Origin of the sequence: Streptomyces sp. NBC_00080 (assembly GCF_045041255.1) — a bacterium.
Taxonomy (GTDB): domain Bacteria; phylum Actinomycetota; class Actinomycetes; order Streptomycetales; family Streptomycetaceae; genus Streptomyces; species Streptomyces coriariae.
On the sequence record NZ_CP108235.1, the window covers coordinates 1,375,447 to 1,400,134 of the forward strand.

General features: G+C 70.9%; 21 protein-coding genes. 13 read left to right on the plus strand and 8 right to left on the minus strand.

Annotation, left to right across the window (positions count from 1 at the left end; all coding sequences use genetic code 11):
* Nucleotides 1–7 precede the first annotated feature (7 nt).
* The gene (locus OHU34_RS06145) at nucleotides 8–955 is read left to right on the plus strand and encodes an FkbM family methyltransferase (RefSeq protein ID WP_142267346.1); all 948 of its coding nucleotides are present in this window, start codon (nucleotides 8–10) and stop codon (nucleotides 953–955) included.
* Here the strand turns inward: OHU34_RS06145 and OHU34_RS06150 are convergent.
* Complete coding sequence (locus OHU34_RS06150; RefSeq protein ID WP_405765218.1) at nucleotides 945–1,979, minus strand: TerC family protein; 1,035 nt, start codon at nucleotides 1,977–1,979, stop codon at nucleotides 945–947. The two genes, OHU34_RS06145 and OHU34_RS06150, sit on opposite strands and share 11 nt — an antisense overlap.
* A gap of 240 nt (nucleotides 1,980–2,219) precedes the next feature.
* On the opposite strand from OHU34_RS06150, the gene OHU34_RS06155 reads away from it, so the two are divergent.
* The 4 genes from OHU34_RS06155 to OHU34_RS06170 all read left to right on the plus strand — a co-directional run bounded on the left by OHU34_RS06155 (nucleotide 2,220) and on the right by OHU34_RS06170 (nucleotide 6,064).
* Nucleotides 2,220–3,194 carry an alpha/beta hydrolase gene (locus tag OHU34_RS06155; RefSeq protein WP_142267344.1) on the plus strand — a complete coding sequence of 325 codons (975 nt, stop codon included), beginning with the start codon at nucleotides 2,220–2,222 and terminating at the stop codon, nucleotides 3,192–3,194.
* Nucleotides 3,195–3,586: 392 nt separating this feature from the next.
* The gene (locus tag OHU34_RS06160; RefSeq protein ID WP_142267343.1) at nucleotides 3,587–4,576 is read left to right on the plus strand and encodes a helix-turn-helix domain-containing protein; all 990 of its coding nucleotides are present in this window, start codon (nucleotides 3,587–3,589) and stop codon (nucleotides 4,574–4,576) included.
* A 190-nt stretch (nucleotides 4,577–4,766) separates the two neighbouring features.
* On the plus strand, nucleotides 4,767–5,423 hold the full coding sequence (locus tag OHU34_RS06165; RefSeq protein WP_200839877.1) for a sensor histidine kinase: 657 nt from the start codon (nucleotides 4,767–4,769) through the stop codon (nucleotides 5,421–5,423).
* Nucleotides 5,420–6,064 (plus strand): response regulator, encoded by a 645-nt coding sequence (locus OHU34_RS06170; RefSeq protein WP_405765223.1) that lies wholly within the window; start codon nucleotides 5,420–5,422, stop codon nucleotides 6,062–6,064. Before OHU34_RS06165 ends, OHU34_RS06170 begins: the two co-directional genes overlap by 4 nt.
* 68 nt (nucleotides 6,065–6,132) lie before the next feature.
* Here OHU34_RS06170 and OHU34_RS06175 read toward each other — a convergent pair whose 3' ends face one another.
* The gene (locus tag OHU34_RS06175) at nucleotides 6,133–7,590 is read right to left on the minus strand and encodes an MFS transporter (RefSeq protein ID WP_405765226.1); all 1,458 of its coding nucleotides are present in this window, start codon (nucleotides 7,588–7,590) and stop codon (nucleotides 6,133–6,135) included.
* Between the two features lie 167 nt (nucleotides 7,591–7,757).
* Between OHU34_RS06175 and OHU34_RS06180 the strand changes: the two genes are divergently transcribed.
* Nucleotides 7,758–8,213 carry a MarR family winged helix-turn-helix transcriptional regulator gene (locus OHU34_RS06180; protein ID WP_020127572.1) on the plus strand — a complete coding sequence of 152 codons (456 nt, stop codon included), beginning with the start codon at nucleotides 7,758–7,760 and terminating at the stop codon, nucleotides 8,211–8,213.
* Between the two features lie 69 nt (nucleotides 8,214–8,282).
* Here the strand turns inward: OHU34_RS06180 and OHU34_RS06185 are convergent, their stop codons facing one another.
* The 3 genes from OHU34_RS06185 to OHU34_RS06195 form a co-directional block, all read right to left on the minus strand.
* Nucleotides 8,283–8,762 carry a hypothetical protein gene (locus tag OHU34_RS06185; RefSeq protein WP_230196690.1) on the minus strand — a complete coding sequence of 160 codons (480 nt, stop codon included), beginning with the start codon at nucleotides 8,760–8,762 and terminating at the stop codon, nucleotides 8,283–8,285.
* 380 nt (nucleotides 8,763–9,142) lie between these two features.
* Nucleotides 9,143–9,739: a hypothetical protein gene (locus OHU34_RS06190; RefSeq protein WP_405765231.1), complete on the minus strand. Its 597-nt coding sequence runs from the start codon at nucleotides 9,737–9,739 to the stop codon at nucleotides 9,143–9,145.
* A gap of 60 nt (nucleotides 9,740–9,799) precedes the next feature.
* Nucleotides 9,800–11,005, minus strand: a complete 1,206-nt coding sequence (locus OHU34_RS06195) for a DUF418 domain-containing protein (RefSeq protein WP_405765234.1) — start codon at nucleotides 11,003–11,005, stop codon at nucleotides 9,800–9,802.
* 211 nt (nucleotides 11,006–11,216) lie between these two features.
* Between OHU34_RS06195 and OHU34_RS06200 the strand changes: the two genes are divergently transcribed.
* On the plus strand, nucleotides 11,217–11,876 hold the full coding sequence (locus tag OHU34_RS06200) for a response regulator (protein WP_405772163.1): 660 nt from the start codon (nucleotides 11,217–11,219) through the stop codon (nucleotides 11,874–11,876).
* Nucleotides 11,873–12,991: a sensor histidine kinase gene (locus OHU34_RS06205; RefSeq protein WP_405765237.1), complete on the plus strand. Its 1,119-nt coding sequence runs from the start codon at nucleotides 11,873–11,875 to the stop codon at nucleotides 12,989–12,991. Before OHU34_RS06200 ends, OHU34_RS06205 begins: the two co-directional genes overlap by 4 nt.
* A 204-nt stretch (nucleotides 12,992–13,195) precedes the next feature.
* On the opposite strand, the gene OHU34_RS06210 is transcribed toward OHU34_RS06205, so the two are convergent.
* On the minus strand, nucleotides 13,196–14,983 hold the full coding sequence (locus tag OHU34_RS06210; protein WP_142267336.1) for an ABC transporter ATP-binding protein: 1,788 nt from the start codon (nucleotides 14,981–14,983) through the stop codon (nucleotides 13,196–13,198).
* A 74-nt stretch (nucleotides 14,984–15,057) separates the two neighbouring features.
* On the minus strand, nucleotides 15,058–15,270 hold the full coding sequence (locus tag OHU34_RS06215; protein WP_142267335.1) for a hypothetical protein: 213 nt from the start codon (nucleotides 15,268–15,270) through the stop codon (nucleotides 15,058–15,060).
* 212 nt (nucleotides 15,271–15,482) lie between these two features.
* Between OHU34_RS06215 and OHU34_RS06220 the strand changes: the two genes are divergently transcribed.
* Nucleotides 15,483–16,715: a DUF418 domain-containing protein gene (locus tag OHU34_RS06220; RefSeq protein WP_142267334.1), complete on the plus strand. Its 1,233-nt coding sequence runs from the start codon at nucleotides 15,483–15,485 to the stop codon at nucleotides 16,713–16,715.
* 712 nt (nucleotides 16,716–17,427) lie between these two features.
* Here the strand turns inward: OHU34_RS06220 and OHU34_RS06225 are convergent.
* Nucleotides 17,428–20,736 carry an RHS repeat-associated core domain-containing protein gene (locus OHU34_RS06225; protein ID WP_230196693.1) on the minus strand — a complete coding sequence of 1,103 codons (3,309 nt, stop codon included), beginning with the start codon at nucleotides 20,734–20,736 and terminating at the stop codon, nucleotides 17,428–17,430.
* A 478-nt stretch (nucleotides 20,737–21,214) separates the two neighbouring features.
* Here OHU34_RS06225 and OHU34_RS06230 point away from each other — a divergent pair, with 478 nt between their 5' ends.
* The 4 genes from OHU34_RS06230 to OHU34_RS06245 all read left to right on the plus strand — a co-directional run bounded on the left by OHU34_RS06230 (nucleotide 21,215) and on the right by OHU34_RS06245 (nucleotide 24,593).
* A complete protein-coding gene (locus OHU34_RS06230; protein WP_200839876.1) occupies nucleotides 21,215–21,361 on the plus strand; it encodes a hypothetical protein in 147 nt (48 codons plus the stop codon).
* 233 nt (nucleotides 21,362–21,594) lie between these two features.
* Nucleotides 21,595–22,653, plus strand: coding sequence for a LacI family DNA-binding transcriptional regulator (locus OHU34_RS06235; protein WP_142267332.1), 1,059 nt, complete (start codon nucleotides 21,595–21,597; stop codon nucleotides 22,651–22,653).
* Between the two features lie 94 nt (nucleotides 22,654–22,747).
* Entirely contained in the window at nucleotides 22,748–22,900 is a 153-nt protein-coding gene (locus OHU34_RS06240) for a hypothetical protein (RefSeq protein WP_160160022.1), read from the plus strand.
* 223 nt (nucleotides 22,901–23,123) lie between these two features.
* Nucleotides 23,124–24,593, plus strand: coding sequence for a glycoside hydrolase family 32 protein (locus OHU34_RS06245; protein WP_405765243.1), 1,470 nt, complete (start codon nucleotides 23,124–23,126; stop codon nucleotides 24,591–24,593).
* Nucleotides 24,594–24,688 lie beyond the last annotated feature (95 nt).

Consider the following 24,688-nt stretch of genomic DNA (forward strand, 5'->3'; position numbering starts at 1 on the left):
TGGGCAGATGCAGACCCTCTATCGACGACTGCTCGGCCTGATGCCCCGTATCGGTGTCCAGGTGACCGACCTCGGACCGGGGACGGCGGTGGTCTCGCGGCGCGGCGGCGCGTACCGGGTGACCCGCGCGGACAAGGACACCTGGGTGCTGCGGCGGACCCGGGACAAGGCCCGTTCCGAGGTCGCCGCGGGCGGCGCCGTGCGGCTGGGCGACACCGGCGCGCTGCTCCTGACGGAGACCCCGGACGGCCAGGACGAGCGCAGACTCCAGCTTGCGGCCGCCGAGTACCTCTGCACCCAGCACGTGGCCGCCATGCTGGAGCTCTACGGCGTGAACTGCGTCTTCGACGTCGGCGCCAACAACGGCCAGTACGCCAGGCGGCTGCGGAAACTCGGCTACACCGGCCGGATCGTGTCCTTCGAGCCCACCTCGGAGACGTTCGCCCGGCTCGAGAAGGCCGCGGCGGACGACCCCGACTGGCAGGTGTACCGGTGCGGACTGGGCCGCGAGGAGACGACGGCCGAGATCCATGTCGGCTGGAAGACGATGAACTCCCTGCTGCCGGCCAGCGACTACGGCAAGGGCCGCTACAGCAGGTTCGCGAAGTCCGACACCGAGGAGATCCGGGTCCGCCGACTGGACGAGGCCATGACCGAGGCACTGGACGGCCTCGCCGATCCGCGCCCCTACCTGAAGATGGACACCCAGGGCTACGACCTCGAGGTGTTCGCCGGTGCCGGCGAGCGGATCGCGGAGTTCGTGGGGATGCAGTCCGAGGTCGCGGTGCTGAAGCTGTACGAGGGCAGTCCCGGCATGGGCGAGGCCGTCGCGGTGTACGAGGCCGCCGGGTTCGGCATCACCGGCATGTACCCCGTGACGCGCGAGGCGACCACGGGGCGGGTGATCGAGTTCGACTGCGTGATGATGCGCGCGGACGCCGCGCCTACACCGTAGAGCCGTCCCGCGCCGTCCCCTCCGGCCGCCCCTCTCCCTCCTGTCGCTCTTGCTGCTCCTCTCGCTCTTGCTGCTCCTGTCGCTCCTGTCGGGCGGAGGCACGCAGGCTGGTGACGGTGGTGACCGCCAGGACGAGCACGATGAAGCCGAGCGAGAAGGGGATGCCGATCTCGGGCACGTGCACCCCGGACTCGTGCAGCGCGTGCAGCACCAGCTTGACGCCGATGAAACCGAGGATGACCGACAGGCCGTAGCCGAGGTGGACCAGCTTCCTCAGCAGGCCGCCGATCAGGAAGTACAGCTGCCTGAGCCCCATCAGCGCGAACGCGTTGGCGGTGAACACGATGTACGGGTCCTCGGTCAGCCCGTAGATGGCGGGGATCGAGTCGAGCGCGAACAGCACGTCGGTGGAACCGATCGCGAGCATCACGACCAGCATCGGGGTCATGACCCGCTTGCCGTTCTGTTCGATCCACAGCTTCGTCCCGTGATAGCGGTCGGCCACGCCGAACTGCTTCTCCACGGCCTTCAGCAGCTTGTTCTCCTCGAACTCCTCCTCGTGGCCGCCCTTCTTGGCATCCTGGATCAGTTTCCAGGCCGTCCAGATCAGGAAGGCGCCGAAGAGGTAGAACACCCAGGAGAACGTCGAGATGATCGCCGCGCCCGCCGCGATGAACAGCGCGCGCAGCACGAGGGCCATCAGCACGCCCACCATCAGCACCCGTTGCTGGTACTGCGAGGGCACCGCGAACTTGCCCATGATCAGGACGAACACGAACAGGTTGTCCACGCTCAGCGACTTCTCGGTGATGTAGCCCGCGAAGAACTCCCCCGTCGGCCTGCCGCCCCCGAAGAGGAACACGCCGAGGCCGAACAGACAGGCCAGGACGACCCAGACGACGGTCCAGGTCCCGGCCTCGCGGACCGAGACGTCATGCGGTTTACGGCCGATGAGGAAGTCGACGGCGACGAGCGCGCACAGCGCCCCGACGGTCAGCAGCCAGACGAAGAGCGAGACGTTCACCGGGGTCACTCCTGGTACCTGTGTGGGGGTGAAAATCGTTGTCGCCCGCGGCTGCTTCTTTCCACCCCACTCTGGTGAACAGAAGGTCATGAGCTGGCAAGCTGCGGTGCGGGGCAGGGCTGTCACCCGCCGTACGGCGGGCAGCTCCCGCCGTACGGCGGCGCCCCTGCGGGCGGCGGCCGCGCCGATCATGGGCCGCACGAGCCGCCGCGCAACCGCGCTCCGCGTGAGGAGAAGCCCATGACGTCCGCACCGCCGCCCTTCGACCCCGAACTCGGCGCCGCCCTGGAACTCATCCGGGAGATGATCCAGCCGGGGCTGACCGCCGAGGACATCGCAACCGTCCGCCAGGGGCCGGGTATCGCCCTGCTGGCCGAACTGGACCTGACGCTGGGCGGGGCCTTCGAGGTCGAGGACCGGACGGTGCCGGGACCCCGGGGCGCTCCCGGGATCTCGCTGCTGATCTGCCGGCCCACCGCACCGGCTCCGGCACGCCCGCGTCCGGTCGTCTATCACGTGCACGGCGGCGGCATGGTCCTCGGCAACAACCGGGTCGGCGTGGACGTGGCCCTGGACTGGGCGCGCGAACTCGACATGGTCGTGGTCTCCGTGGAGTACCGGCTGGCGCCCGAGCACCCGCACCCGGCGCCGGTCGAGGACGTGTACGCCGGTCTGCTGTGGACGGCGGAGCACGCCGCGGAACTGGGCGCGGACCCCGAGCGGATCGTGCTCGCCGGGGCCAGCGCGGGCGGCGGCCTCGGCGCCGCGCTCGCCCTGCTGCTGCGCGACCGCCAAGGGCCACGGCCGCTCGGCCAGTTGCTGATGTGCCCGATGCTCGACGACCGCAACGACACCCCTTCCAGCCACCAGATGGCGGGCCTCGGCGTCTGGGACCGCACGGCCAACGAGACCGGGTGGACGGCCCTGCTCGGCGAGCGGCGCGGCGGCCCGGACGTCTCCCCGTACGCGGCGCCCGCCCGGGCCGAGGACCTGTCCGGGCTGCCGCCGGCCTTTCTCGACGTGGGCTCCGCCGAGACGTTCCGGGACGAGGTGGTGGCCTACGCCTCCCGGATCTGGCAGGCCGGCGGGATCGCGGAGCTGCATGTCTGGCCGGGCGGTTTCCACGGCTTCGACGGCTTCGCGCCGCAGGCCGCGCTGTCCAGGTCGGCCCGCGCGGCCCACCTGGACTGGCTGCGACGGCTGCTCGCCGAGTGACGCGCACGGGCGGCGGGCCCGCACCCGGCCCGCCGCCTCGGCCTGGGCCCCGCCGCTCCGGCCCGCGCCCGGCCACACCCCGCGCCCGGCCACACCCCGCGGGCGGCCCAGCGGCGGGGCCGCTCGGCGGCGCTTGAACTCCGCGGGGCCGCGTTCGTCGCCGTGGTCCCGTCCGCGTGCAGGACCGGCCGGCGATGGGCTCCGCCCGCACCGGTGCGGCCCCCGGCGCCGTGTTCCGCCCTTTGCCGCGCTCCGGCATCCCGCCCCCACCGTCCGTCGGTCTTTCGCCACTGTGGCGCAGGGAGCTCGGAGCCGGACGTCGAGGCCGGTTCCGAGCGGAAGCGGTGGCCGCACCCCTCCTCGTCGGCGCTCGCGTGGCGCATCATGGCCGTATGAAAGAGCTGGCCGGGCGCCTGACCGCGCTGGACCCGGACGCCGGCGCCGCCGTGCGGGTCATCGCCTACTTCGACCGGCTGGCCGAGTCCCGGGCCGGGGTGGAGGCGCTGCTGCGCGGGGCCGCGGTGCTCGCCGGGGTGCCCGCGCGGCTCGTCGACGAGGACCGGCGGGTGCGGGTCCGGGTGGAGCCCGACGGCACGCGCCGGGACACGGAGCTGCCGCCGGACCCGGACTGGCCGTGCACGGCACTGACGCCCGACGGGCCGCCCGCGCTGTGGCTGGAACGCGCCGGTGCGATGCCCAGCGTCGTGGACGCCGTGATCCTGGAACGGGCGGCCGGCGCGGCCCGCGCCGTGCTCGACCGCACCCGGGGGCGGGCGCCGCTCGACGACCCCGCCCTGGTCGAGACGCTCCTCGACGCCACGGCCGCCGAACCGGCCCGGCTGCACGCGGCCCGCCACCTCGGCCTGGGCCCCGCGGCCCCGGCCCGCGCCCTGGCCACGCCCGGCGGCCGGCCCAGGGTGCTGCCCGCCGACGCCCGGGACGCCGTTCCGGCCGGCCGGGTGGGGGTCGGGCCCGCCGTGCCCGTGACAGACCTGCCGCGCTCCTGGGCCGAGGCCCGCACCGCGCTCCGCTTCACCGCGGACGGCACCGCGCAGGACCCGGGCCCCCGGGTCGTGTACGCCGACGAGCTGGGCGGCATCGCCCTGCTGGCCGACCTCGTCGCACCGGGGGCCGAACCCCCGGCGGACGTCCTCGCGGTCGAGGCGGCGGCCGCGGACGCACCCTGGCTGCTCACCACCCTGCACGCCGTCACCGCCACCGCGAGCCTGCGGTCGGCGGCGGCCGAGGCGAACGTCCATCACTCCACCCTCCAGGACCGGCTGGCCCACGCGGAGCATCTGCTGGGGTGGCCGGTGCGCACGCCCCAGGGCCGGCTGCGGCTGCACCTCGCGCTGACGATGCGGCGGCTGGCACGGCCGTGACGGCGCTCCCGCGCGGCCGCGCTCCTCGGGGAGGGGGCGTTCAGCCGATCGGTTGAACGGGGATTCCACCGCACGCGCGTCCTTCGCTCCGTCCGGACGACGCGGGCCGACCGCCGGGCGCAGCAGAATCGACCTCGGCCGTGGCGCCCGGTCCCCCACCCCCTCAGTGTTCGCAAGAGGTCTCCCCGCCATGCCCAGCTTCCCCAGCAGAAGACGCCTGCTCAGCACCGGTGCCGGTGCCGCCCTCGGCCTCGGCGCGCTCGGCGCCGCCGCCTCCCCGGCATCCGCCACCCCGGCATCGGCCGCTCCCGCGCGGGCCTCCGGCGCCGAGGAGAGCAGGTCCCTCGACGAGCTGTACCGGGCCGCGCTCGCGGAAGGCGGCGGCTCGTCGTCTACGCCGGCGGCGACACGCCAGGGCGCGCTGCGGCTGCTGTGCGTGCGGGCGGAGGCGGAGGGCGCGGCGGCCCGGGTGCGGTTCCTCTCGGCGGGCGAGCGCCGGCCGGTCCTGGACGGGCCCACGGCGGCGACCCTGTTCCGGGTGGCACAGAGCACACTGGCCAATGTCCGCGAACACGCGCGCGCGGTGAACGTCCTGGTCACGCTGCACGGGTACGCGGACCGGACGGAGCTCGAAGTGCGCGACGACGGCGCGGGGTTCGAGACCGGCCGGGTCGGCGTCCCGGCAAGGGCCGTCCGGGGGCTCGGCATCCCGGCCGCCCGGGCGCGGCTGCGGGAGTGCGGCGGGGATCTCGTCGTGGGCAGCGTGCCGGGGCGCGGCACGTGCGTCCGGGCGACGGTGCCGGCCCTGGCGAAGAGCCGCCCGGCGGCTCAGGTGGCCGCCCGGTGAGCGGTGCGTCGTTGCGTCTGCTGGTGGCGGACGACCACGCCGTCGTCAGGGCGGGGCTGCGCGCGCTGCTGGAGGGCGAGCCGGATCTCGAGGTGGTCGCCGAGGCGGGGTCCGGGGAGGACGCCGTACGGCTCGCGGCGCGGCTGCTGCCGGACCTGGTGCTGATGGACCTGCGGTTCGGCAGCGGCGCCGGCATCGACGGGATCGAGGCGGTGCGCAGGTTCGCGGCCGAGGCGCCGGGGATCCCGGTGGTGATGCTGACGAGCTATTCGGGCCGGGCCGACGTGGTGCGCGCGCTGGAGGCGGGTGCCCGGGGATATGTGCTGAAGGCGGGGCCACCGCAGGAGCTGTTCCGGGCGGTACGGGGTGCCGCGGCCGGTGCGCTCGGGCTGGCGTCGGAGGTGGTGGGCGAGCTGGTCGCCCAGAATCCGGCTCCGCAGGGGGAGTTGAGCGGGCGGGAGGTGGAGGTGGTGCGGCTGCTCGCGGAGGGGCTGAGCAACCGGGCGATCGCCGAGGCGCTGTTCCTGAGCGAGGCGACCGTCAAGACGCACCTGGTGCGGGTCTACCGCGAGCTGGGTGCGGACAACCGGGCGGCGGCGGTGTCGGAGGCGGTACGCAGGGGACTGCTGGATCTGGCGTAGCGCGGGGGCGGCACGCAGCGGAGGCGGCACGGAGGGGGCGACCTGCCGCGGTCGCCCCCTCCGGTGTCTCAGACCTTGGCCTGCTCGGGCTCGGCGCTCTGGCCGGTCGCGTCCTCGGCGGCCGCAGCGGCGCGGGCGGCGGGGATGACGGCGGCGATGGCCGCGGAGATCAGGGCGAGGGCGCCGCCGACCAGGAGCGCGGTGCGGAAGCCGTCCTCGGAGGCGAAGGTGTGGCCGCCCATGGTCGTGGTCATCTGGGAGAGGATCACGCCGATGACGGCGGAGCCGATCGAGGTGCCGAGCGAACGCATCAGGGTGTTGAAGCCGTTGGCGGCGGCGGTCTCGGTGAGCGGGACCGAGCTCATGATCAGGGCGGGCATGGCGCCGTAGGCGAGGCCCACACCACCGCTGGTGATGAGCGTGACCACCATGACGCCCCAGGCGGACCCCATCAGCGCCAGGGAGACGAAGTAGCCGGCGGCCAGCACCAGGGCACCGCAGACCAGGGTGAACTTCGGACCGCGGGCGTTGGTGAGCCTTCCGCCGAGCGGGGAGATCAGCATCATCATCAGGCCGCCGGGCGCCATCCACAGGCCGGCCGCGAGCATCGACTGGCCGAGGCCGTAGCCGGTGGCCTCCGGGAACTGGAGGAGCTGCGGCATCACCAGCATGCTCGCGTACATGCCGAAGCCGATGAAGACCGAGGCGAGGTTGGTGAGGAGCACCCGGGGACGGGCCGTGGTGCGCAGGTCGATCAGCGGGTCGGTGGTGCGCACCTCCCACACGCCCCAGCCGACGAGGGCCACGACGGCGGCGGCGAACAGACCGAGCGTGGTGCCCGAGGCCCAGCCCCAGTCGGCGCCCTTGGAGACAGCGAGCAGCAGCGAGACGAGGCCGACGCCGAGGCCGATCGCGCCGGGCAGGTCGAACCGCTGGCCCCTGGCGCCGGCCGGGACGTCCGGGACGAGCACGAAGATCAGGACGGCGACGACGGCGGCCAGGGCGGCGGAGCCCCAGAACAGCACGCGCCAGTTCGCGTACTGGGCGACCGCGGCGGCCAGCGGCAGGCCGACGGCCCCGCCGATGCCCATGGAGGCGCTGACCAGCGCGATGGAGCCGCTGAGCTTCTCGGCCGGTACGACGTCCCGCAGCAGCGCGATGCCGAGGGGCACCATGCCCATGCCCATGCCCTGGAGACCGCGCCCCACGATCATCGTCACGACGTCGGAGGCGAACGCGCACACCACCGAACCCACGATCAGCGGCACGGAACAGGCGAGCAGCATCCGGCGCTTGCCCAGCAGATCGCCGAGGCGGCCGACGACGGGCACGCACACGGCGGCCACCAGCAGGGTCACCGTGATTACCCAGGCCGCGTTCGAGGACGAGGTGTCCAGGATCTGCGGCAGCTCGGCGATGAGCGGGGTGACCAGCGTCTGCATGATCGCCGCGGTGGTGCCGGCGAAGGCCAGCGTGGCGATCACGGCACCTGGGCGGGCCGTGGGCTGGAGAGCGGGGGCGCCCATGGGGACTCCTCGACTTGGGATGTGCGGTGAAGGTCCGCGGGAAGGGTCTGCGCGCAGCACGCGAAGGATGTGCATCGTACATGTCGTGTGTATCAAGCACATGCTGTGGCCCGTGCACAGCGGTGTGCCAGGATGGTGCGGGCGCACGGAAGCAGGAGGTCGGGCACATGGACACGCCGACACACGAGGTCGAGTACGAGCAGATGCTGCTCAGCCGCCACACGTTCCTGAACCAGCGGGGCGGCCGCCGCAAGAACAGCCTCATGGAGCGCAGCGCCTACATCCTGCTCAGCCGGATCCGGGTCCAGGGGCCCATGTCGATCGGGGAACTCAGCGAGGCCTTCGGACTGGACGCCTCCACCCTGAACCGGCAGACCGCGGCGGCCATGCGGGCGGGGCTCATCGAGCGGATCCCCGACCCGGAGGGCGGGATGGCCCGCAAGTTCCGGCTCACCGACGAGGGCACGCGCCTGCTGGACTCGGAGCGCGAGGGGATCGTGGACATCCTGGACCAGGTGATGACCGACTGGCCGGACGAGGACATCGCCGCCTTCGCGGGCTATCTACGGCGCTTCAACTACGGCATCGAGGCGATCGGCGGCCGCCCCTGGCCACGCCCGTGACGGCGTGACCCTCCTGGCCGGATGACCTCGTCGCCGTCGCCGAGCCGGCCATGGCCGCAGGCGGCGGCGCTACGACGCGCCGGGCGCCGCGCTCGGGCCCGTGGAGCCCAGCTGCCGGATCGCCCCGCCGAGCACGGGCCGCAACCGCGTCAGCATCTTCGGCTGCGCGCTGACGACCCAGCGGGAACCCACGAGGTACTGGCCCCCGTAGATGCTCGCGGACTCGAGCCACGTCTCCTTGTACTGCTCCTCGGGGAAGGTGGTGATGAGGTAGTCGGATTCCTCGGTGTGGCAGACACCCTGGCGCAGCTCGGCCGCGTCGATGCGGATCTCGGCCGTGCAGCCGGTCAGTCCGGCGATCACCTCGACCTTCGCCGGTGCCACGACGCCCGCCGCGGGAGCGGCGGTGACCGCGGTCGGCGCGGGTGTGCCCTTCTCGGCGGTGGCCTCGCTCCCGGCGCCGCCGCACGCGGTGGCGAAGGAGAGCAGGGCCAGGCTGCCTGCCAGTGCGGCACCGCGCACGAGGCGGGCCGTGGACTGCTGAAGCACGTACAACTCCGTGGTCGGCGCTCTTCCCGTCACCTCCCGTGGACGCGCCTGCCGACGGGCCCGTGGACGGGCGTTCGGCAAGGGGTACGGGCGGACACCGGCGCCTGTTCAGCGACCACCAGGCTCCCCGCATGGCCTCCGCCGAAGACACTCACTGCCCGGAACCCTCTTCAGAGGACACGCAGGCCGACCCGCCGCCAAAAGGCAGCGATGGGAAGAAGGCCCTGCGTCGGCGCATCGCTGACGGATGGACTGGCCTTGGAGGCGCCGGCGAACCGGCCGTGATCGGCGGCGTGGCCGCTGCGGCGGTCGGAGCCATCGTCGCCGCCGCCCTCTCCGACGCCCGCGCGGCCGACCCCGACACCGACTGCGAGGCACGATCAGGCCGACCTCGAAGAACATCGGCACGCCGATGACGAAGGCGGCGCCCGCGACGAGCCACGGCAACTGTCGCGCGTTGGACCCTCGGCCTCCGGGTGCATCTCCCAGTGGTCGGCACGCCGGTCCCACTTCATGTAGTCGCGCACATCCCGCAACGCCGGCACCGGCCAGTGCACCGCCCGCCCCGAGGAGCCCTTGGCGATCGCATGCGGCAGCACCGTACGGGCGTTGACAATGCCCGACCCGGCAGACGGCATCTCCGGCAGCTCGAACACCGTCAGTGCCGACTGCGGCACAACCTCAGGCCCGTTTTGCCGGAACGGATTTGCCCGTACGAGGTCCTGCTCGATCGCCCACAGACACTGATCGACCGGGGACACCTCCCGGTCCCAAGTGCCGTCTTCAACACGCGGCCCCTGCTCGTCCCACCGACGCCGCCACTCGTACGCCGCACGGTCGTCCGCCGTCGCAACCCTCCAACTGCACTCGTCCCGCGCAAACCACAAGAACGGCTGCCCCTCCGGCACGCCCCGCTCGTCCGACCACCGATCGGGTCCGGCGAACGGCGAGCCGAACTCCCTTATGAACGAGGTCACTTCGCGTGGCCGTGCCAGTTCGCGACGAGTGAAGTGCACCCGCCATGCTGCGAATGCGCCTCATTGAATTCGGCGGGCAATCCCGGTCGCCCTGCCCATCAGCCATTCGAGCGGCCCTCGCCGGAAGAAGCGGGACCATACGGTGGCCAGGACGGTGACGGACGTGATGAAGCCGAGCAGGATGTACAGCGGCTGGACGGTCAGGGTCTCGGTGTCCAGGAGCCAGATGGCGACGATGTGGTAGACGTACGCCGTCAGCGACATCGTGCCGACCGCGATGACGGGCCCCGCCGGGCGGCGCAGCCGGGGGAGGGCGTCCATGGCGGCCAGGCACGCGGTGATCACGAGGATCGCCACACCGGTGGCGCCCACGATGGACAGGGTCGCCTCGCTGTGCGGGGCGGAGGCCAGCATCCCGGCGGGGGTGTCGCCGAAGATGCCGATGCTGTCCGGCGATACGGACGACATTGACGACATGCCCGCTCCTTCTTCGGCTTTCCGGACGGCCTCGGCGGCACCGGGCACGAGACGCACCGCCAGCCAGGAGCCGCCGTAGGCGGTGACGGCGAGGGCGACGCCGGTGAGGGCGAGGCGTATCCGGACAGCCTTGGCGGCGAGGTCGCAGCGGGCGACAGCCATGCCGGCGATGACGAACGGGACCCAGGTCAGGGCCGGATAGCCGCCGGTGAAGAACAGCGAGACGGGGCCGTCGGCCTGGCCGTAGGAGAGGAATACGCGGCCGCCGACCACCGGCTTCAGCGCGTACAGCAGCTGCGGACCCACCAGGGCCCAGCCCACCGCGATCAGCGCCAGCGGCTTGGTGCCCAGCCGGTACAGGGGGAGCACGAGCAGGAAGAACAGTCCGTAGAAGGCGAGGATCGGCACGACCGGGGTGCCGGTCAAGGTCAAGGCGGTGCCGAGGGCCATCAGGATCACGGCCCGGATGACGACCTTGGCGACGGCCTGGCGGCCGGCCAGCCCGGTCTTCGGTGTGCGGCGCCCCGTGATGAGGGCGACCGCGAAGCCGGCCAGGACGGCGAACAGAGCGGAGGAACGGCCTTGCGCCGGCTCCATCAGGAAGCCGATGACACCGTCCTGGCCCGGGGCGGGGCCGACATGGACCGCGTACATGCCGAAGACGGCGAGGCCGCGGGCCAGGTCCAGTCCGACCAGCCGGCCCGTGCCGTGCGTGCCCGGCACGGGCTCACCGCGCTCGTGGTCAGGGGATGGTGCATCGGCCGGCGGGGAGTCTGCGCGCTGTGTCATGGCTCTCAGGCTGGAAGCCGGGCGAGCCGCGGAGTATCCGGCAGAAGGCTGCCGTGCCCCTGCCGACTGGAGGGCGATACCCCGCCGGGTGGCTGGAGCTGCCACCCGAGACGCTGCAGGGACGCTCCGGGGCTTTAGGGTCGAGGCGGTATGAGCCGGGCGGTAGGGACGAAGGTGAGGCGGAGCGCACGTGAACCGGGTGGTGCGGGTAGTGGTGGTGGACGACGAGGCACTGGTCCGCTCGGGTTTCGGGCTCATTCTCGGCGCGTCCGAGGACATCGAGGTCGTCGCGACCGCGAGCGGCGGCGACGCCGTGGAGACCGTCCGCCGGGAGCGGCCCGACGTGGTGCTGTTGGACATCCGGATGCCGGACGTCGACGGACTCACCGTCCTGCGCGAACTGCGGACGATGCCGGATGCTCCGGTGGTGGCGATGCTGACCACGTTCGACGCCGACGAGTACATCCTGACCGCGCTGCACTCCGGAGCCGCCGGTTTCCTGCTCAAGGACACCGAACCGGAGCAACTCGCCCACCTGGTGCGCACTCTGGCCGCGGGCGGTGTGGTGCTGTCCCCCAAGGCCTCGCGGACCCTGCTGCACAGCCACTCCCGCGCCGAAGCCGCCGTCGACGAGGAAGCGGCCCGCGTCCGGCTGCTCACCGCCCGTGAGCGCGATGTCCTCGTCCTGGTGGCCGAGGGGTTGTCGAACGCCGACATCGGGGCGCGCATCCACCTGGGTGCCGGCACCGTGAAGGACCACGTCAGCGCGATCCTCACCAAGCTGCGGGTGACCAGCCGGGTGCAGGCCGCGCTGCTGGCGCAGCGGGCCGGGCTGCTCGATGAGCGCCCGCAGCCCAAAGCCACACGATGAGCCGGGGACGCGCTCTGTGGGAGCGGGGGCCCGCGCCGGTCGTCGACATCGTCCTGGTGGCGGTGGCGGCCGTGGACGTATGGCTGACCATGTGGGACCACACGCGCCTCGGCGTCGGGCTGGCCACGCTCGGCTGTGCCGCGTTGGGTTTCCGGCGCAGGTTCCCGCTCGGCGTCTTTCTGCTCACCCTGCCCATCGCACTGACGCAGCCGGTCGCCCTCGCCCCGCTGGTGGCGCTGTTCACCCTGGCCGAACGCTCCCGCAGCCGTCCTCTCCTCGCGGGATGCGTCGCCCTGACCGCCGTGGCGAGCAGCTTTCCGTGGCCCCTGGCCAGCTTCTCCGAGGTCGGCCGGACCATGACACTGATCGACTTCGTGTACAGCCTGGCCACCGCTGTCGCCCCGGTCCTTTTCGGGCAACTCCTCCAGGCGCACCGGGACTTGGCGCGGCGGCTGGCGGAGATCGAGGAGGCCAGGGAGCACGAGCGGGCCCTGCATGCCCAGGCCGTGCTCGCCCGCGAACGTGCCCAGCTGGCCCGTGAGATGCACGACGTGGTCTCCCACCAGGTCAGCCTGATCGCCGTCCAGGCCGGAGCCATGCAGGTCGCCGCCAAGGACCCGAACGCCAAAGAGGCCGCCCGTACGATCCGTTCGCTGAGCGTCACCACACTCGACGAACTGCGCACCATGGTCACGCTGCTGCGCGCCTCCGGCGGCCAGGCCACCGAGCTGACGCCTCAGCCCACCCTGGCCGACCTGCACAAGTTGGTGGAGTCAAGCGGCACTCACGCACAGCTGAAGGGCGACCTCCCGCCCATCGTGGGCACACCTGCCCAACGGGCTCTGTACCGCACGGTCCAGGAGGCGCTGACCAATGTCCGCAAGCACGCCCCCGGCGCCACGGCCTGCGTCGAGCTGTGGCAGGACGGCGACCACGTCGGCGTGACCGTCGCCAACACCCCGCCCACGCGCCCTTCTCTGTCCCTCCCGGGATCACAGCAGGGTTTGGTCGGCCTGCGGGAACGGGCTGACATCCTGCACGGAACACTGGAGGCGGGCCCGACCACGGAGGGCGGCTACCGGGTGCGGCTGCGGATTCCCCTCAGCGCGGACTGACCGACCAGGACTCTCGCCGGCCCAGTCCTGCGCGCTCGTCCGGCTCCCCGCCCTGACCGTGTTCGGTACCACGTCAGGACGGCAAAGATCCCGGCACCAGGCTGACAGCACCGGTTCACGCCTCACCCACGGGCGGACGACAGGAGCTTGACGAGGGGTCCTCGGCGGCCGTGACCCAACATGCACAACCCTGCGTGTGGTGGGTCATCGCGTGGGGGTCAGGAACTGGGTGGCCGCCAGCCGGGCGTACAGCTGGTCCTGGGCCGCAAGTTCCTCATGGGTGCCCACGGCCCGTACTCGTCCGGCGTCCATGACGACGATCCGGTCGGCGCCTGTCACCGTCGACAGGCGGTGGGCCACCACCAGCACGGTCGTCTCCCGTGCCACGTCCGCGACGACGTCCCGCAGCGCCAGCTCGTTGACGGCGTCGAGCTGCGAGGTCGCCTCGTCCAAAAGCAGCAGCCGGGGCCGCCGCAGCAGGGCGCGGGCGATGGCGACGCGCTGCCGCTCGCCGCCGGACAGCTTCGAGCCGCGGTGTCCGACCGGGGTGTCCAGGCCGTGGGGCAGGCGCTCGACGAGGGTGTCGAGCCTCGTCCGGGACAGGACGTCGCGGATGTCGTCGTCCGTCGCGCGGGGCGCGGCGAAGACCAGGTTCTCGCGCAGCGTGCCGGCCAGCACCGGAGCGTCCTGCTCCACGTACCCGATGGCGGACCGCAGCTCGGACAGGGACCAGTCCTGTACATCCTCGCCGTCGACCAGGACCCGGCCGCCGGTGGCCTCGTAGAACCGCTCGATGAGCGCGAAGACCGTCGACTTGCCCGCACCGGAGGGGCCCACGAAGGCCGTCATCCCGGTCCCCGGTACCTCGAAACTCACCTGCTGATGGATGTACGGCAGGCCCGGACGGTAGCGGAAGGACACGTCCTCGAAGCGGACCGACGCCGGACCCGACACCGTTGCCCGCTGCCGGGGCAGGGCGCCCGTCCGTCGGGCGGGCGGTTCCGTCGGCAGGCGTTCCACCTGCGCGATCCGGGAGATCGCGGCCGCTCCCTCCTGGTAGTGGGACATGGCGTCGACCAGCTTGGACACCGGTTCGATCAGGTAGAAGAGGTACAGCAGGAAGGCGATGAGGGTGGATACGGGGATCTCCCCGGACGCCACCCGCGCCCCGCCGACCGCGAGCACCGCGAGGAAGGCCAGCTGTACGGCGAGTTCGTCCGTCGAGCCTGCCACGGACTCCCACTTCGCGCTCTTCACGCCGTGCCGCCACGCCCGCCGTGCCGCCGCTTCCACCCGGGCGGTCTCCCGCTCCTCGGCACCGGACGCCTTCACCGTGCGAAACGCCCCGAAGGCCCGCTCCAACGCGACGGAGATCTCCCCGACCGCCTCCTGCGACCGCTCGGTGGCCTGCGCGATCCTCGGCATCACCAGCGCGGCGGCCCCGCCGACCAGCACGACCACACCGAGTGTCACCCCCAGCAGCACGACGTCCAGGAACGCCATCATCACGAACGCCGCCACGAAGGCCACCGCGCCGGTGGCCGCGGAGACGACCGCCTGGGTGCTGACCGCCCGCAGCAGCGTGGTGTCCGAGGTGACCCGCGACATCAGGTCACCCGGCGCGATCCGCTCCCACTCCGCGATCCGCAGCCGCAGCAACCGCCCCACAAGGGTGCGCCGCGCGGCCAGGACCACCGACTCCGCCGTCCGCTCCAGCACATACGCGCCGAACGCCTCGACCGCCGTGCCCAGCACCACCAGCACGGTGAGCCCGATCAGGATCCCGGCGACGGTCTCACCGGTCGCGAGCCGGTCCACCAGGGCTTTCGTGGCCAGCGGCTGCAGCAGTCCCCCGGCGGCCCCGGCCAGGGCGCACAGCAGGCCGAGAGCGACGGCCCACCGGTGCGGCCGGACATACGCGCACAGTGTCGTGAGCGTCTCTCGGGCGGACAGGGACCTGTCATCCGTCATCGGGGCGGATGCGGTGTTCACGAAATGCCTCTCTTTTGCAGTCCGCCGAGCACCGCATCAGCGGTCCGGCACATCAGGGGTGAGCCTGCGTCGGCTCAGTGGACGAATGCGGCCGCTCTCGCGGCGAGGTGCACCAACGCCTCGGATGCCTCAGGGCGCACGACGAACAGGGTGAAGGCGCCGGCCGCCAGCGTCATGCCGAGGAATTCCAGAAACTCGCCCCTGCCCGGGACGGCGTCACGGCGCGGTACATCGGCCGATGATCCGGGGAAGTCCTGGCGCTCCTTGTGTCGGGCACGGTGTGTCATACCTCCAGCCTGGAAGTCCGGCCGCCTCGCGCCCATCCGGCAACTGTCGGGTGCACCCCCGCCGAGTGGCTGGAAAAGTCCGCTGTCCGGTCACGTCGGACCGGTCGTGAGGAGACTCCGCCGGTCGGCAGGGTGGTACCCGCCGATCGGCGGGGCCGATACCGAAGCCTGCCGGATGGTCCGCCTCCTGACGTCCACGCGAGATTCTCCGTATGACAAAGTCGCAGCCGCTGCGGGAGACGTCAGCTCCGCAGCCCCGAACCTCCTCCCCCGAGTCCGCCGTGCCGGCCTCGCCCGGTCCTTCGACGGAACGCCTCGTCGGGGTGGATCTGGCCCGCGCGCTGGCGGTTTTCGGCATGTACGTCGTGCACATCGGCCCCCCGCTGTCGGCCACGGACGGCGTCGCCAACTGGATCCGGTACCTTGCGGACGGTCACTCGTCGGTCCTGTTCGCCACCCTCGCCGGGTTCTCCCTGATGCTGCTCTCCGGCCGACGTCAGCCGAAGACCGGCCTGGCCGGCCGGCAGGCGAAGGCCAGGATCGCGATCCGCGCCGTGGTTCTGCTGGCGCTGGGCACCGTGATGGCGATGGAATACGGCGGAGTGATCATCCTCGGCTTCTACGGGGTCTACTTCCTCCTGGCGCTGCCCCTGGTGCGACTGCGGGCCAGGACGCTCGCGGTCCTCGGCCTCGCCCTCGCGCTCGTCACACCACAGCTGTCCTTCGCCCTGAGCTCGCTGCTGACCGAGCCGGTCCAGCAGAGCATCAACGCCTACGACCCGCTCCACCGGCTCAGCGACGTGGGAGTGCTCGATCTGCTGTTCACCGGCTTCTACCCGACGATCACGTGGATATCGTTCGTGATCGCCGGTATGGCGCTGGCCCGCCTCGACCTGTCCCGGACCGCCGTCCAGTGGCGCCTGGCCGCGCTCGGCGCCGGCCTCACCGTGGCCGCGTACGGCATGTCCTTGCTGCTGGCCGGCAAGCACGCGTTGGACAGCTTGGCGGAAAGCGGAGGGTCGTCCGGTAGCTCCGGGTCGATGCCCTCCGACGGCGGGTCGTTCGAGCCCCAGGCATCGATGCTCTTGACAGCCGGGCCGCACAGCGGGACCACGTTCGACATCATCGGCAGCGTGGGAGTCGCGATCCTCGTGATCGTGGGCGCGACGGCGGTCATGGACCGCCTCCCGCGACTGCGCCGCCTGGCCAAACCGGTCGTCGCCGTGGGCACCATGTCCCTGACCGCCTACGTCGGCCACTTCGTCGTACAGTCCTGGCTGTCCGAGCTCGGGGTCGGGCCCGGCACCGAGCAGTCCTGGGTGCCGCTTCTCATGTTCGTCCTCGGGGCGATCGTGTTCGCCGCGATCTGGTCCCGCTTCTTCCGCCGCGGCCCCCTGGAGTACCTGCTCAACGCCGCCACCAAGCCGGCGAAGCACATCCGATGAACCCCAGCCGGGGTGGCTCGCCGCCGCGTCCCACCCCTGGCTTCGTAGGTGACGGTTGACGCCACCTTCAGGTCGGTTCTGACTCCGTGGTGCGAGCCGAGCGCGCGGTCAGAGCCGCTGCCGCTGCCGACGCGCATATCGTGTGCTTCCCGTTGCTCTTGGCCGGAGCGCGGGCTTCGACCAGGAGGACGTTGGCGTCGAGGATGGGCAGCAGCGGCCGCGACTGGCGCAGCAGCTCGCGCCGTACGCAGACCGGCCTCGTGGCCGGCTGACGTATGCGTACCGCTGGGTCGGGCCACACCCACCGCGTTCGTGCTACGACGTCACGGGCACTTCACCTGTTCCTCTTGCTGAAGAAGAAAATAGCGACTCCTACCAGCACGATAAATCCGACGGTGAACAAGAGCGCCGATTGCCCATCTCGCAGCAACGGCGGGGCAGAAAGAGACCACATCACCTCTGCCCCTTCTTTTTGCTGATCAGACTCACAGGCACACAGAGGGCTCCACCCGCAATGAGCAGCCATCCGAATGCGCCTGCCGGGCTCCCGGAGGAGATTGCCAGGAGAAGTGCACCGCAGACGAGAGCTAGCATGCCGAAGAGTAGGATCTGGCGCCCTCTTCCCGGTTGGATCATCTCATTCTCCCTGTTCGGAACCGCGGGTGCCGGAGCAAGACAACGCCTGCTCCGGCAAACACGATCGGTCCGTTCGTCAGCTCTTGTAGGTGGCACCGATGTAAGTGCCTGCGGCCGCGCCGATGGTCATGCAGTATGGGAGCGCCGGGACAGCACCCGGTCCGGTGAACGCCGCGGCTCCAGCTTCGCAGAGCCCCGTGATACCGATGTCCGCGATCATGGCTGCGGTGGCTTTCTCAGCCGCGCCCGTGCCGCCGGTGAATCCCTCGTAGAGGATGGTCGCGACGCCGAGTCCGTCCCCGATGCTTCCCAGGCTCAGCAATCCGTCGGGGTCGATGCGGTTGACGGGGTCGCCTTCGGCGTACAGGTACGGGTTCTGTTCCTGGCCCGAGGGGTCGGGCTGGGTGAAGCGGCCTATGTTGGCGTCGTAGTAGCGGGCCCGCAGGTGGTAGAGGCCGGTGGAGTCCTGGTAATTGCCGGCGAAGCGGTAGGGCTGGGCGACCGGTTCGGTGGACTGGGCCAGGACGCGGACGCCGCGGGGGCTGTAGGTGTAGGTGTCGACCTTGTTGCCGCCCTCGTCCGCCAGACCGATCACGCTGCCGATCGCGTCGGTGAGGTAGAAGTACGTCTTGTCCCCGGTCGTCATGGAGTTCAACGTGCCCCCGGGTTCCCGGTTGAAGCCCATGTCCACACCGGCGGTCGTCTTCGCGGACAGGCCCAGCGGACCGTTGTGGAAGAACGTGTCGCCGAGCTTGACGCGTTCACTCTGGTCGGTGGAGCCGTACTGGCCCACGTACGTCTTGCTGTCGACGGTGATCGACGTCATCTGCGAGTGGTCGGTCCAGGTCTCGCCGGTGCGGAGGTAGTCGTCGGTGGAGGCGGCGGCGGTCTCGTTGCCGATGGCGTCGTAGGACCAAGTGCCCGTGGAACTCGACTTGTTCGTCAGCTGCTGGGCGTCGTTGTAGGTGTAGGTGGTGCCGCGCGGGCAGCCGGGTTCGGTGCCCTGGGAGGTGAGGTTGCCGGCCAGGTCGTAGCAGTACTGCCAGGAGTCGGCGATCGCGCCCGCCTTCTCCTCCTTGGCGTAGGAGAAGCGGCCCGCCCCGTCGTAGCTGTACGTCCGCTTCAGCCCGGTGACGCTGTCGGTGCTGGTGCGGATCTTGCTGCCGTCGGTGGCGCTGTTGGTGCCGTATCCGTAGGTGTAGGCCAGGTTCACCAGGGTGCCCTGGTCCGAGGTGACCTTGATGGACTGCGGCCGGCTGGACTTGTCGACCTCGACCGTCTGGACCGTGCCGCCGGGGTACGTGGTCGTCCTGCGGACGTCGTTGTTGTTGTACGCGTACGAAGTGACCCGGCCCTGTGGGTCTTTGAGCTCCTTGAGCTTGTTGACCTCGTTCCACGTGTAGTCGACCGTGCCGGCCGGGTCCTGGTAGGAGTCGACGTTGCCGGCCGCCGTGTAGGTCAGCAGGGTCTGGGAGCCGTCCTGGAGGTGGCGGACCGTCTCGCGCTGCAGCGGGTCGAACTCGTAGGAGATGGTGCCGGTGTTGTCGGAGCGCTGCCTGAGGTTGCCGTCACCGTCGTACCAGTACTCGACCTTCACCGTGTTCGGTGAGGTGACGGTGCGGAGGCGGTCGCGGTTGTCATAGGTGTAGGTGACCGTGACACCACGGGCGTCGGTGACGGTCCTGGTGCGGCCCAGGTCGTCGTAGGTGTACGTCGTCTTTCCCAGTGGCGCCGGTGCCTTGGCCCATTCCAGGTTGCCCTTGGCGTCGTAGTGGAAGTCCGTCTCCACCGTCTTGGAGGAGGTCATCTTCGTCTTCTGCGCGCAGCGCTGGCCCTCGAAGCCGCCGCAGCCGGCGGTGGCGGGGTTGTAGTCGTAGGAGACGCTGCCGCCGCCGGTGCCGGTCTGCGCGACCGTCTTGGTGTTGCCGGCCGTGTCGTAGGTGAAGGCGGTCTTCTCACCGTCGGGGTTGGTGGAGTCCTTGGGTACGTCGCCGCCGGCGATGGTCTGCCAGTTGTTGACCGTCGCCCCACCGGTTGGCAGGGTGGCGGTCTTGAGGTTGTTGCGGGTGTCGAAGCCGTAGTCGGTGACGTTGCCCGGGGTGGTGCCGGAGCCCATCGCGTCGGTGGCGGTGTCGATGTTGTGGTTGGCGTCGAACTTGGTGGACCGCTTGTGGCCGAGCGCGTCGGTCACCTCGGTGACCTGGCCGTCGCCATCGTGCGTGTACTTCGTGGCGTGCGTCTCCGGGTCGGTGGCGGTGGTCGTGCCGGCGGCGGTTGCGGAGTCACTGGTGTAGCTGTAGGTCCAGGTCGGACCGGTGTGGCCGTCACTGTTGAAGCCGGTGCCACGCAACATGGAGGTGACGCGGTTGGCGTCGTCGTAGGTGAAGACGGTCACCCGCCCCTCCACGGTGGTGATCTTGTCGATACGGCCCGAGGTGTCGTAGCGGAAGGTGACCGTCTTGCCCTCGGTGTCCGTGGTGGTGGCCAGGTTGCCGGTGCTGTCGAGGTTGAAGACGGCGGTGCGGCCGGTGTTGTCCTTGGCCTGCCACTGCGAGGCGTCCGTCTTCAGCAGGTCGATCCAACGCCCGGAGCGCGTCTCGGTCAGCTTGAAACCCTTGTGCTCGCCGCCCTCGTCGTGCTGGGTGACGGTGACCGTGCCTTTGTTGCGGTCGGTGACCTTCGTCAGCGTGCCGTTGGCGTCATAGGTTTCCGTCGCCCCTGACTTCCACTTCGTCAGCGTGTAGGTGCCGTCCGCGTTCTTCTTCAGGTCCTCGGAGTAGCCCTTAGGCGTGGTGAAGGAGCCGTCGCCGTTCTTGGCGAAGCGGACCGTGGCGCCGGAGGCGTCGTAGAAGAGCGCCTCGGTGGAGGACAGGGACAGGTAGCGCTCGTACTGCTGCCACCAGCGCTGCGAGACCTTCCCCCACGGCGCGTCCAGCGAGTTGTACGTCCGCGCCAGCGTCAGGCGCTGCCCCACCCCGGCGATGTCGAAGTCGGTGGCCGTCAGCATCAGGTTGCCGGTCGAGTAATCGACCTTCGCCGTCAGAGCATCGGTGATGGCGAAGCTGGTGTACCGGTGCCAGGGCACGTTGCCCTGCCCCTCCGGCACCAGCGACGCCGCCGAGGTGCCCGCCGCGCTGCTACGGGACTTGGCCTTCTCGGACGGTGCGCCCTTGGCGTGTTCGCGCTGCTCCCGCAGCCAGGGCGCGTACACCTCGTCGGTCGGATTCTGCGATGGCTCAGTCTTCACGGGCCGGTTCGGGCCGACTTTCACTGCCGGCACTTCGAAGTCGGGGCTGTCCGGGCCCCAGACCGAAGTGGGCTTGGTGTCGTCGGCGACCGCGGCGGCCGGCAGTGCCGACAGGGCCAGCGCCGCGGAGACCATCATCGCCGAGGCGGCGAGAGCGGCTGATCTTTCGCGGGCACGCCGAAAGGGCATGCCGAAGGCACGCGTGTACATGGAATTCCCCCACATGAAAGACGGCCCCGGCGACCCCAGTGGTCACCAGGTGCACACAAACTGACACAGGAATCGCACAAGAATCCGTGCGATTCCCACCGTTCGCCTCGCCATTCGGGCAGGAATCAGCCCCTCCCCTTCGAGTGCATGAAAGGTACAGAAGCTCGCATAGGACACGCAGAGAACACGGCTGGGCGGCAACCGCACGCCTCCCGCAGGCAGAACGCGGCCGAAAGCCTCCCCCTGAGACTGCACCGGCTCGAATCTCCGGACGTGGTGAAGTGCGGGTACGCAGGCCGCACCGACAACTGGCCGTCCATCCGACGTCGGTGGTGAGCGCCCCTCGGCCCGGGCCGGGGTTCCAGCCCACATCACCGTGCTCTTCCCGTTCCTCGACGAGAGCCGAATGGATGCGCTCGCCTGCTTCGCTCTCGCGGAGGTGCCGGGACGAGGCGGCCGGTTCGCCGAGATCGTGCCGCACCTGACCATCGCTCGAGGACAGGAAGATGCCGTCCTGGCGGGGATCGAGGCCGACCTCGTCGGCAACGCCTGAGGTCCGGCGCGGACCGGGGTCGTGTACGACGTCGCGTCTGGAGGTGGGTGGCTTGGCTCAGGCGATCGGCGTGGAGTGGGCGCGACGTTGCCGCTGGACCTCCGCATGGGACATCCGACGGCCAAGAGTTCGTAACGAGCCATTGACAGGAGCTCTGGCCATGGGCAATCTCATGGGCACGCGGTTGACTAAACGATTAACCAACCCGGTATCTACTACTTTGGGCAGGGGCAATGGCGCGCCGGATCGGGATCAAGGACGTGGCCGCGGCGGCTGGTGTGTCGACCGCGACTGTGTCGCACATTCTGAACGGCGTCGAGGGCAAGCGGGCCAGTGCGGAGACCCGGCAGCGCGTCCTGCGGGTCGCCGACGAACTCGGGTACGCGCCGAACGGCCTCGCAAGGGGGCTGAGGCTGAAGCGGTCGCAGACCATCGGCTTCGTCAGCGATGAGATCGCCACCACCCCCCATGCCAGCCGGACGATCCTGGGCGCCCAGGAGGCCGCCACAGCCGCGGGCCTGGTGCTGCTGCTGGTCAACACCAGCGGCGATGCCGAACTGGAGCGCACCAGCATCGAGATGCTGCTCCAGCGGCAGGTGGACGGCGTGCTGTACGCGGCGATGTACCACCGGAACGTGCGCGTGCCGGAGAGCCTGGGCTCGACGCCCACCGTGCTGCTGGACGCGCGCTCCGAGGACCCCGCCATCCCCTTCGTGGTGCCCGATGAGGTCCAGGGCGGATACACGGCGGTGCGTGAGCTGATCGACCACGGGCACCGCAGGATCGGCATGACCGTGCAGACCGTCGACGTTCCCGCCCGGCAGGGCCGCTTGGAGGGCTACCGCAAGGCGCTGGCCGAGGTCGGTGTCCCCTATGACCCGTCTTTGGTCGCCGCGGAGACGGCAGTGTCCTTCGGGACGACGGTCGGCGATGTGGACGCGGGCTACCGGGCTGCCCGGCGCCTGCTGACGGCGGAGCAGCGCCCCACGGCACTGTTCTGTTTCAACGACCGGATGGCCGCCGGTGCTTATCGCGCTGCCGCCGAGTTGGGACTGTCCATCCCCGGTGATCTGTCGGTCATCGGGTTCGACAACCAAGAGCTGGTCTGCGAGGCCGTCTACCCCGCGCTGAGCACGGTTCAGCTCCCGCACTACGAGATGGGGGCACGGGCTGTGGCCCAGCTGCTCACGCTCACCAAGACGCCGGGCCGGCCACCGGGCCCGGACATCCAGGAGATTCTGCTTTGCCCGCTGGTGGCGCGGGCATCGGTTGCTTCGCCGCCCCGACTCTGACCCCGGGACGGCGAAGCATTTCACACCATGACAGGCGACCGTCGCAACCGGTCGTCGGTCCTGTCAGTACTTGGAACACAGTGAGGGTACACACATGTCCCCTGAGATTTTCAACGAGGCGTCGAGCCGTCGCACCCTGCTGGTGCTGGACGCCGCCTCCGCCCCGCCGGTAGGCGCGGGCGGATTGGTCCGCGCCAGTTCGTCCCGCTCCTCCAGCGGCCCGGCCCCTCAGGCGCGAGGGCACTGAGCCTCGCGCTCCTCGCCGACCAGGTGTCGGCGCGTCACCAGGCCTCTCTCCCGCAGCTCGCCGCCGGCATCGCGCCGGACCTCGCTTCCGTTGGCATGTCACCGGGGGCCTGCCGCGTGTGCTGGTGAAGGTCACTTTCTTCGAATTCTGCGAAGGGATCGTGGCCGGTTTCGTCCGGTGACCGCCCTTCGCATGCCCTCTGTACTTACCGAAAGGCACGTGTGTGTCCACCGCGCCCCGTGATCTGTTCCGGCCCGTTGCGCACTTGCGCCCGCCCCACAACTGGATCAATGACCCCAATGGGCTCGTCTTCCATGACGGCCATTACCACGTCTTCCACCAGTACAACCCGTACGGGTCGACCCACGCGAACATGCACTGGGGCCACTTCCGCAGCCCCGACCTGCTGACCTGGGAGCCGCTGCCGATCGCCCTGTCCCCGACCCCGGGCGGCCTGGACGCCGACGGCTGTTTCTCCGGTAACGCCGTCTCCGATGGCGACCGGTTGGTCGCCTTCTACTCCGCGCACCGCGAGGACCGCTCGCCCCAGCACCAGCCCGTCACCTACGCCACCTCCCATGACGGCGGCCTGACCTTCCGCCCGCGCGGCGAACTGGTCGTCCCCGCTTGGCCCGAGAGCTGCACCATGTACCGCGACCCGTACGTCTGGCAGGACGGCGACGGCTGGCGGATGCTGGTCGGCGCCGCACTCGCGGACGGCCGTGGCGCGGCCCTGCTCTACGAGTCGCCCGACCTGGAGACCTGGACCTACCTGGGTCCCTTCGACGCCCGCGAGCAGGAGCCGGTCGGCGGCACCGACCTGCACACCGGCGAGGGCTGGGAATGTCCCCAGTACCTCCCGGCGCAGTCCGGACGGCCCGGTGCTCTTGTCTTCAGCGCCTGGAACGACGACGACAGCCCACGGTGCGTCACGGCTCTGGTCGGCGAGGAACACGGCGCCGTCTTCGAGGCCGGCGCGCCAGTCCTCGTGGACCACGGCCCTGACTGCTATGCACCCGCCCTGCTGCGTGCGCCCGGCGGCAGATGGCTGCTGTGGGGCTGGTCCGTGGAAGCCCGGGAGGAAGCCTGGGCGGTCGCGGACGGATGGGCCGGCGTGCTGACCCTGCCTCGCGAGATCTCGGTCGGCGGCGACGGAACGCTGCGCCAGCAGCCCGCCACCGAACTGCTCGACCTGCGCGGCGAGCACGCCGTCCACACCGAGGGCGTGACAGATGGCCCGGTGGACCTCGGCAGCGTGGGCCGCGCCTTCGACCTGACGGCCCGTCTGGAGCCGACCGGGAACGCCGGTCTGCGGCTGCTCACCACCCCGGACGGCTCGGAGTACCTCGACATCCGCCTCGACGCCGACACGGGCGAACTGGTCGTCGACCGCGACCACGCCTCGCTGGACACCCGGGCCCGCGGCGGCTCCTACCGGATGCCCTGTCTCACCAGCCGGCCGGTCGACCTGCGCGTGGTCGTCGACCACTCCATCGCCGAAGTCTTCCTGACCTCCACCGGCCAGGTCCTCACCCTGCGCTTCTACCCGACCGGGGACGGCCCGTGGCGGCTCCAGGCACGCAGCGCGCCCAACGCGCACCTCGGCTACGCGGTCGACGCCTGGGAGCTGCGGCCTCTCGTGATCAAGGAGGCGAGCGGCAACTCCGCCAAGCCCGAAGGACAGTCCGCATGAGCCCCCACCTCTCTCCGCACGCGCAGGCAGCCCTGCCCACGCCGTAGGGCCCGTTCCCACCCCAGTTCTCCACCCTCCACGCCCCATCCGCACCT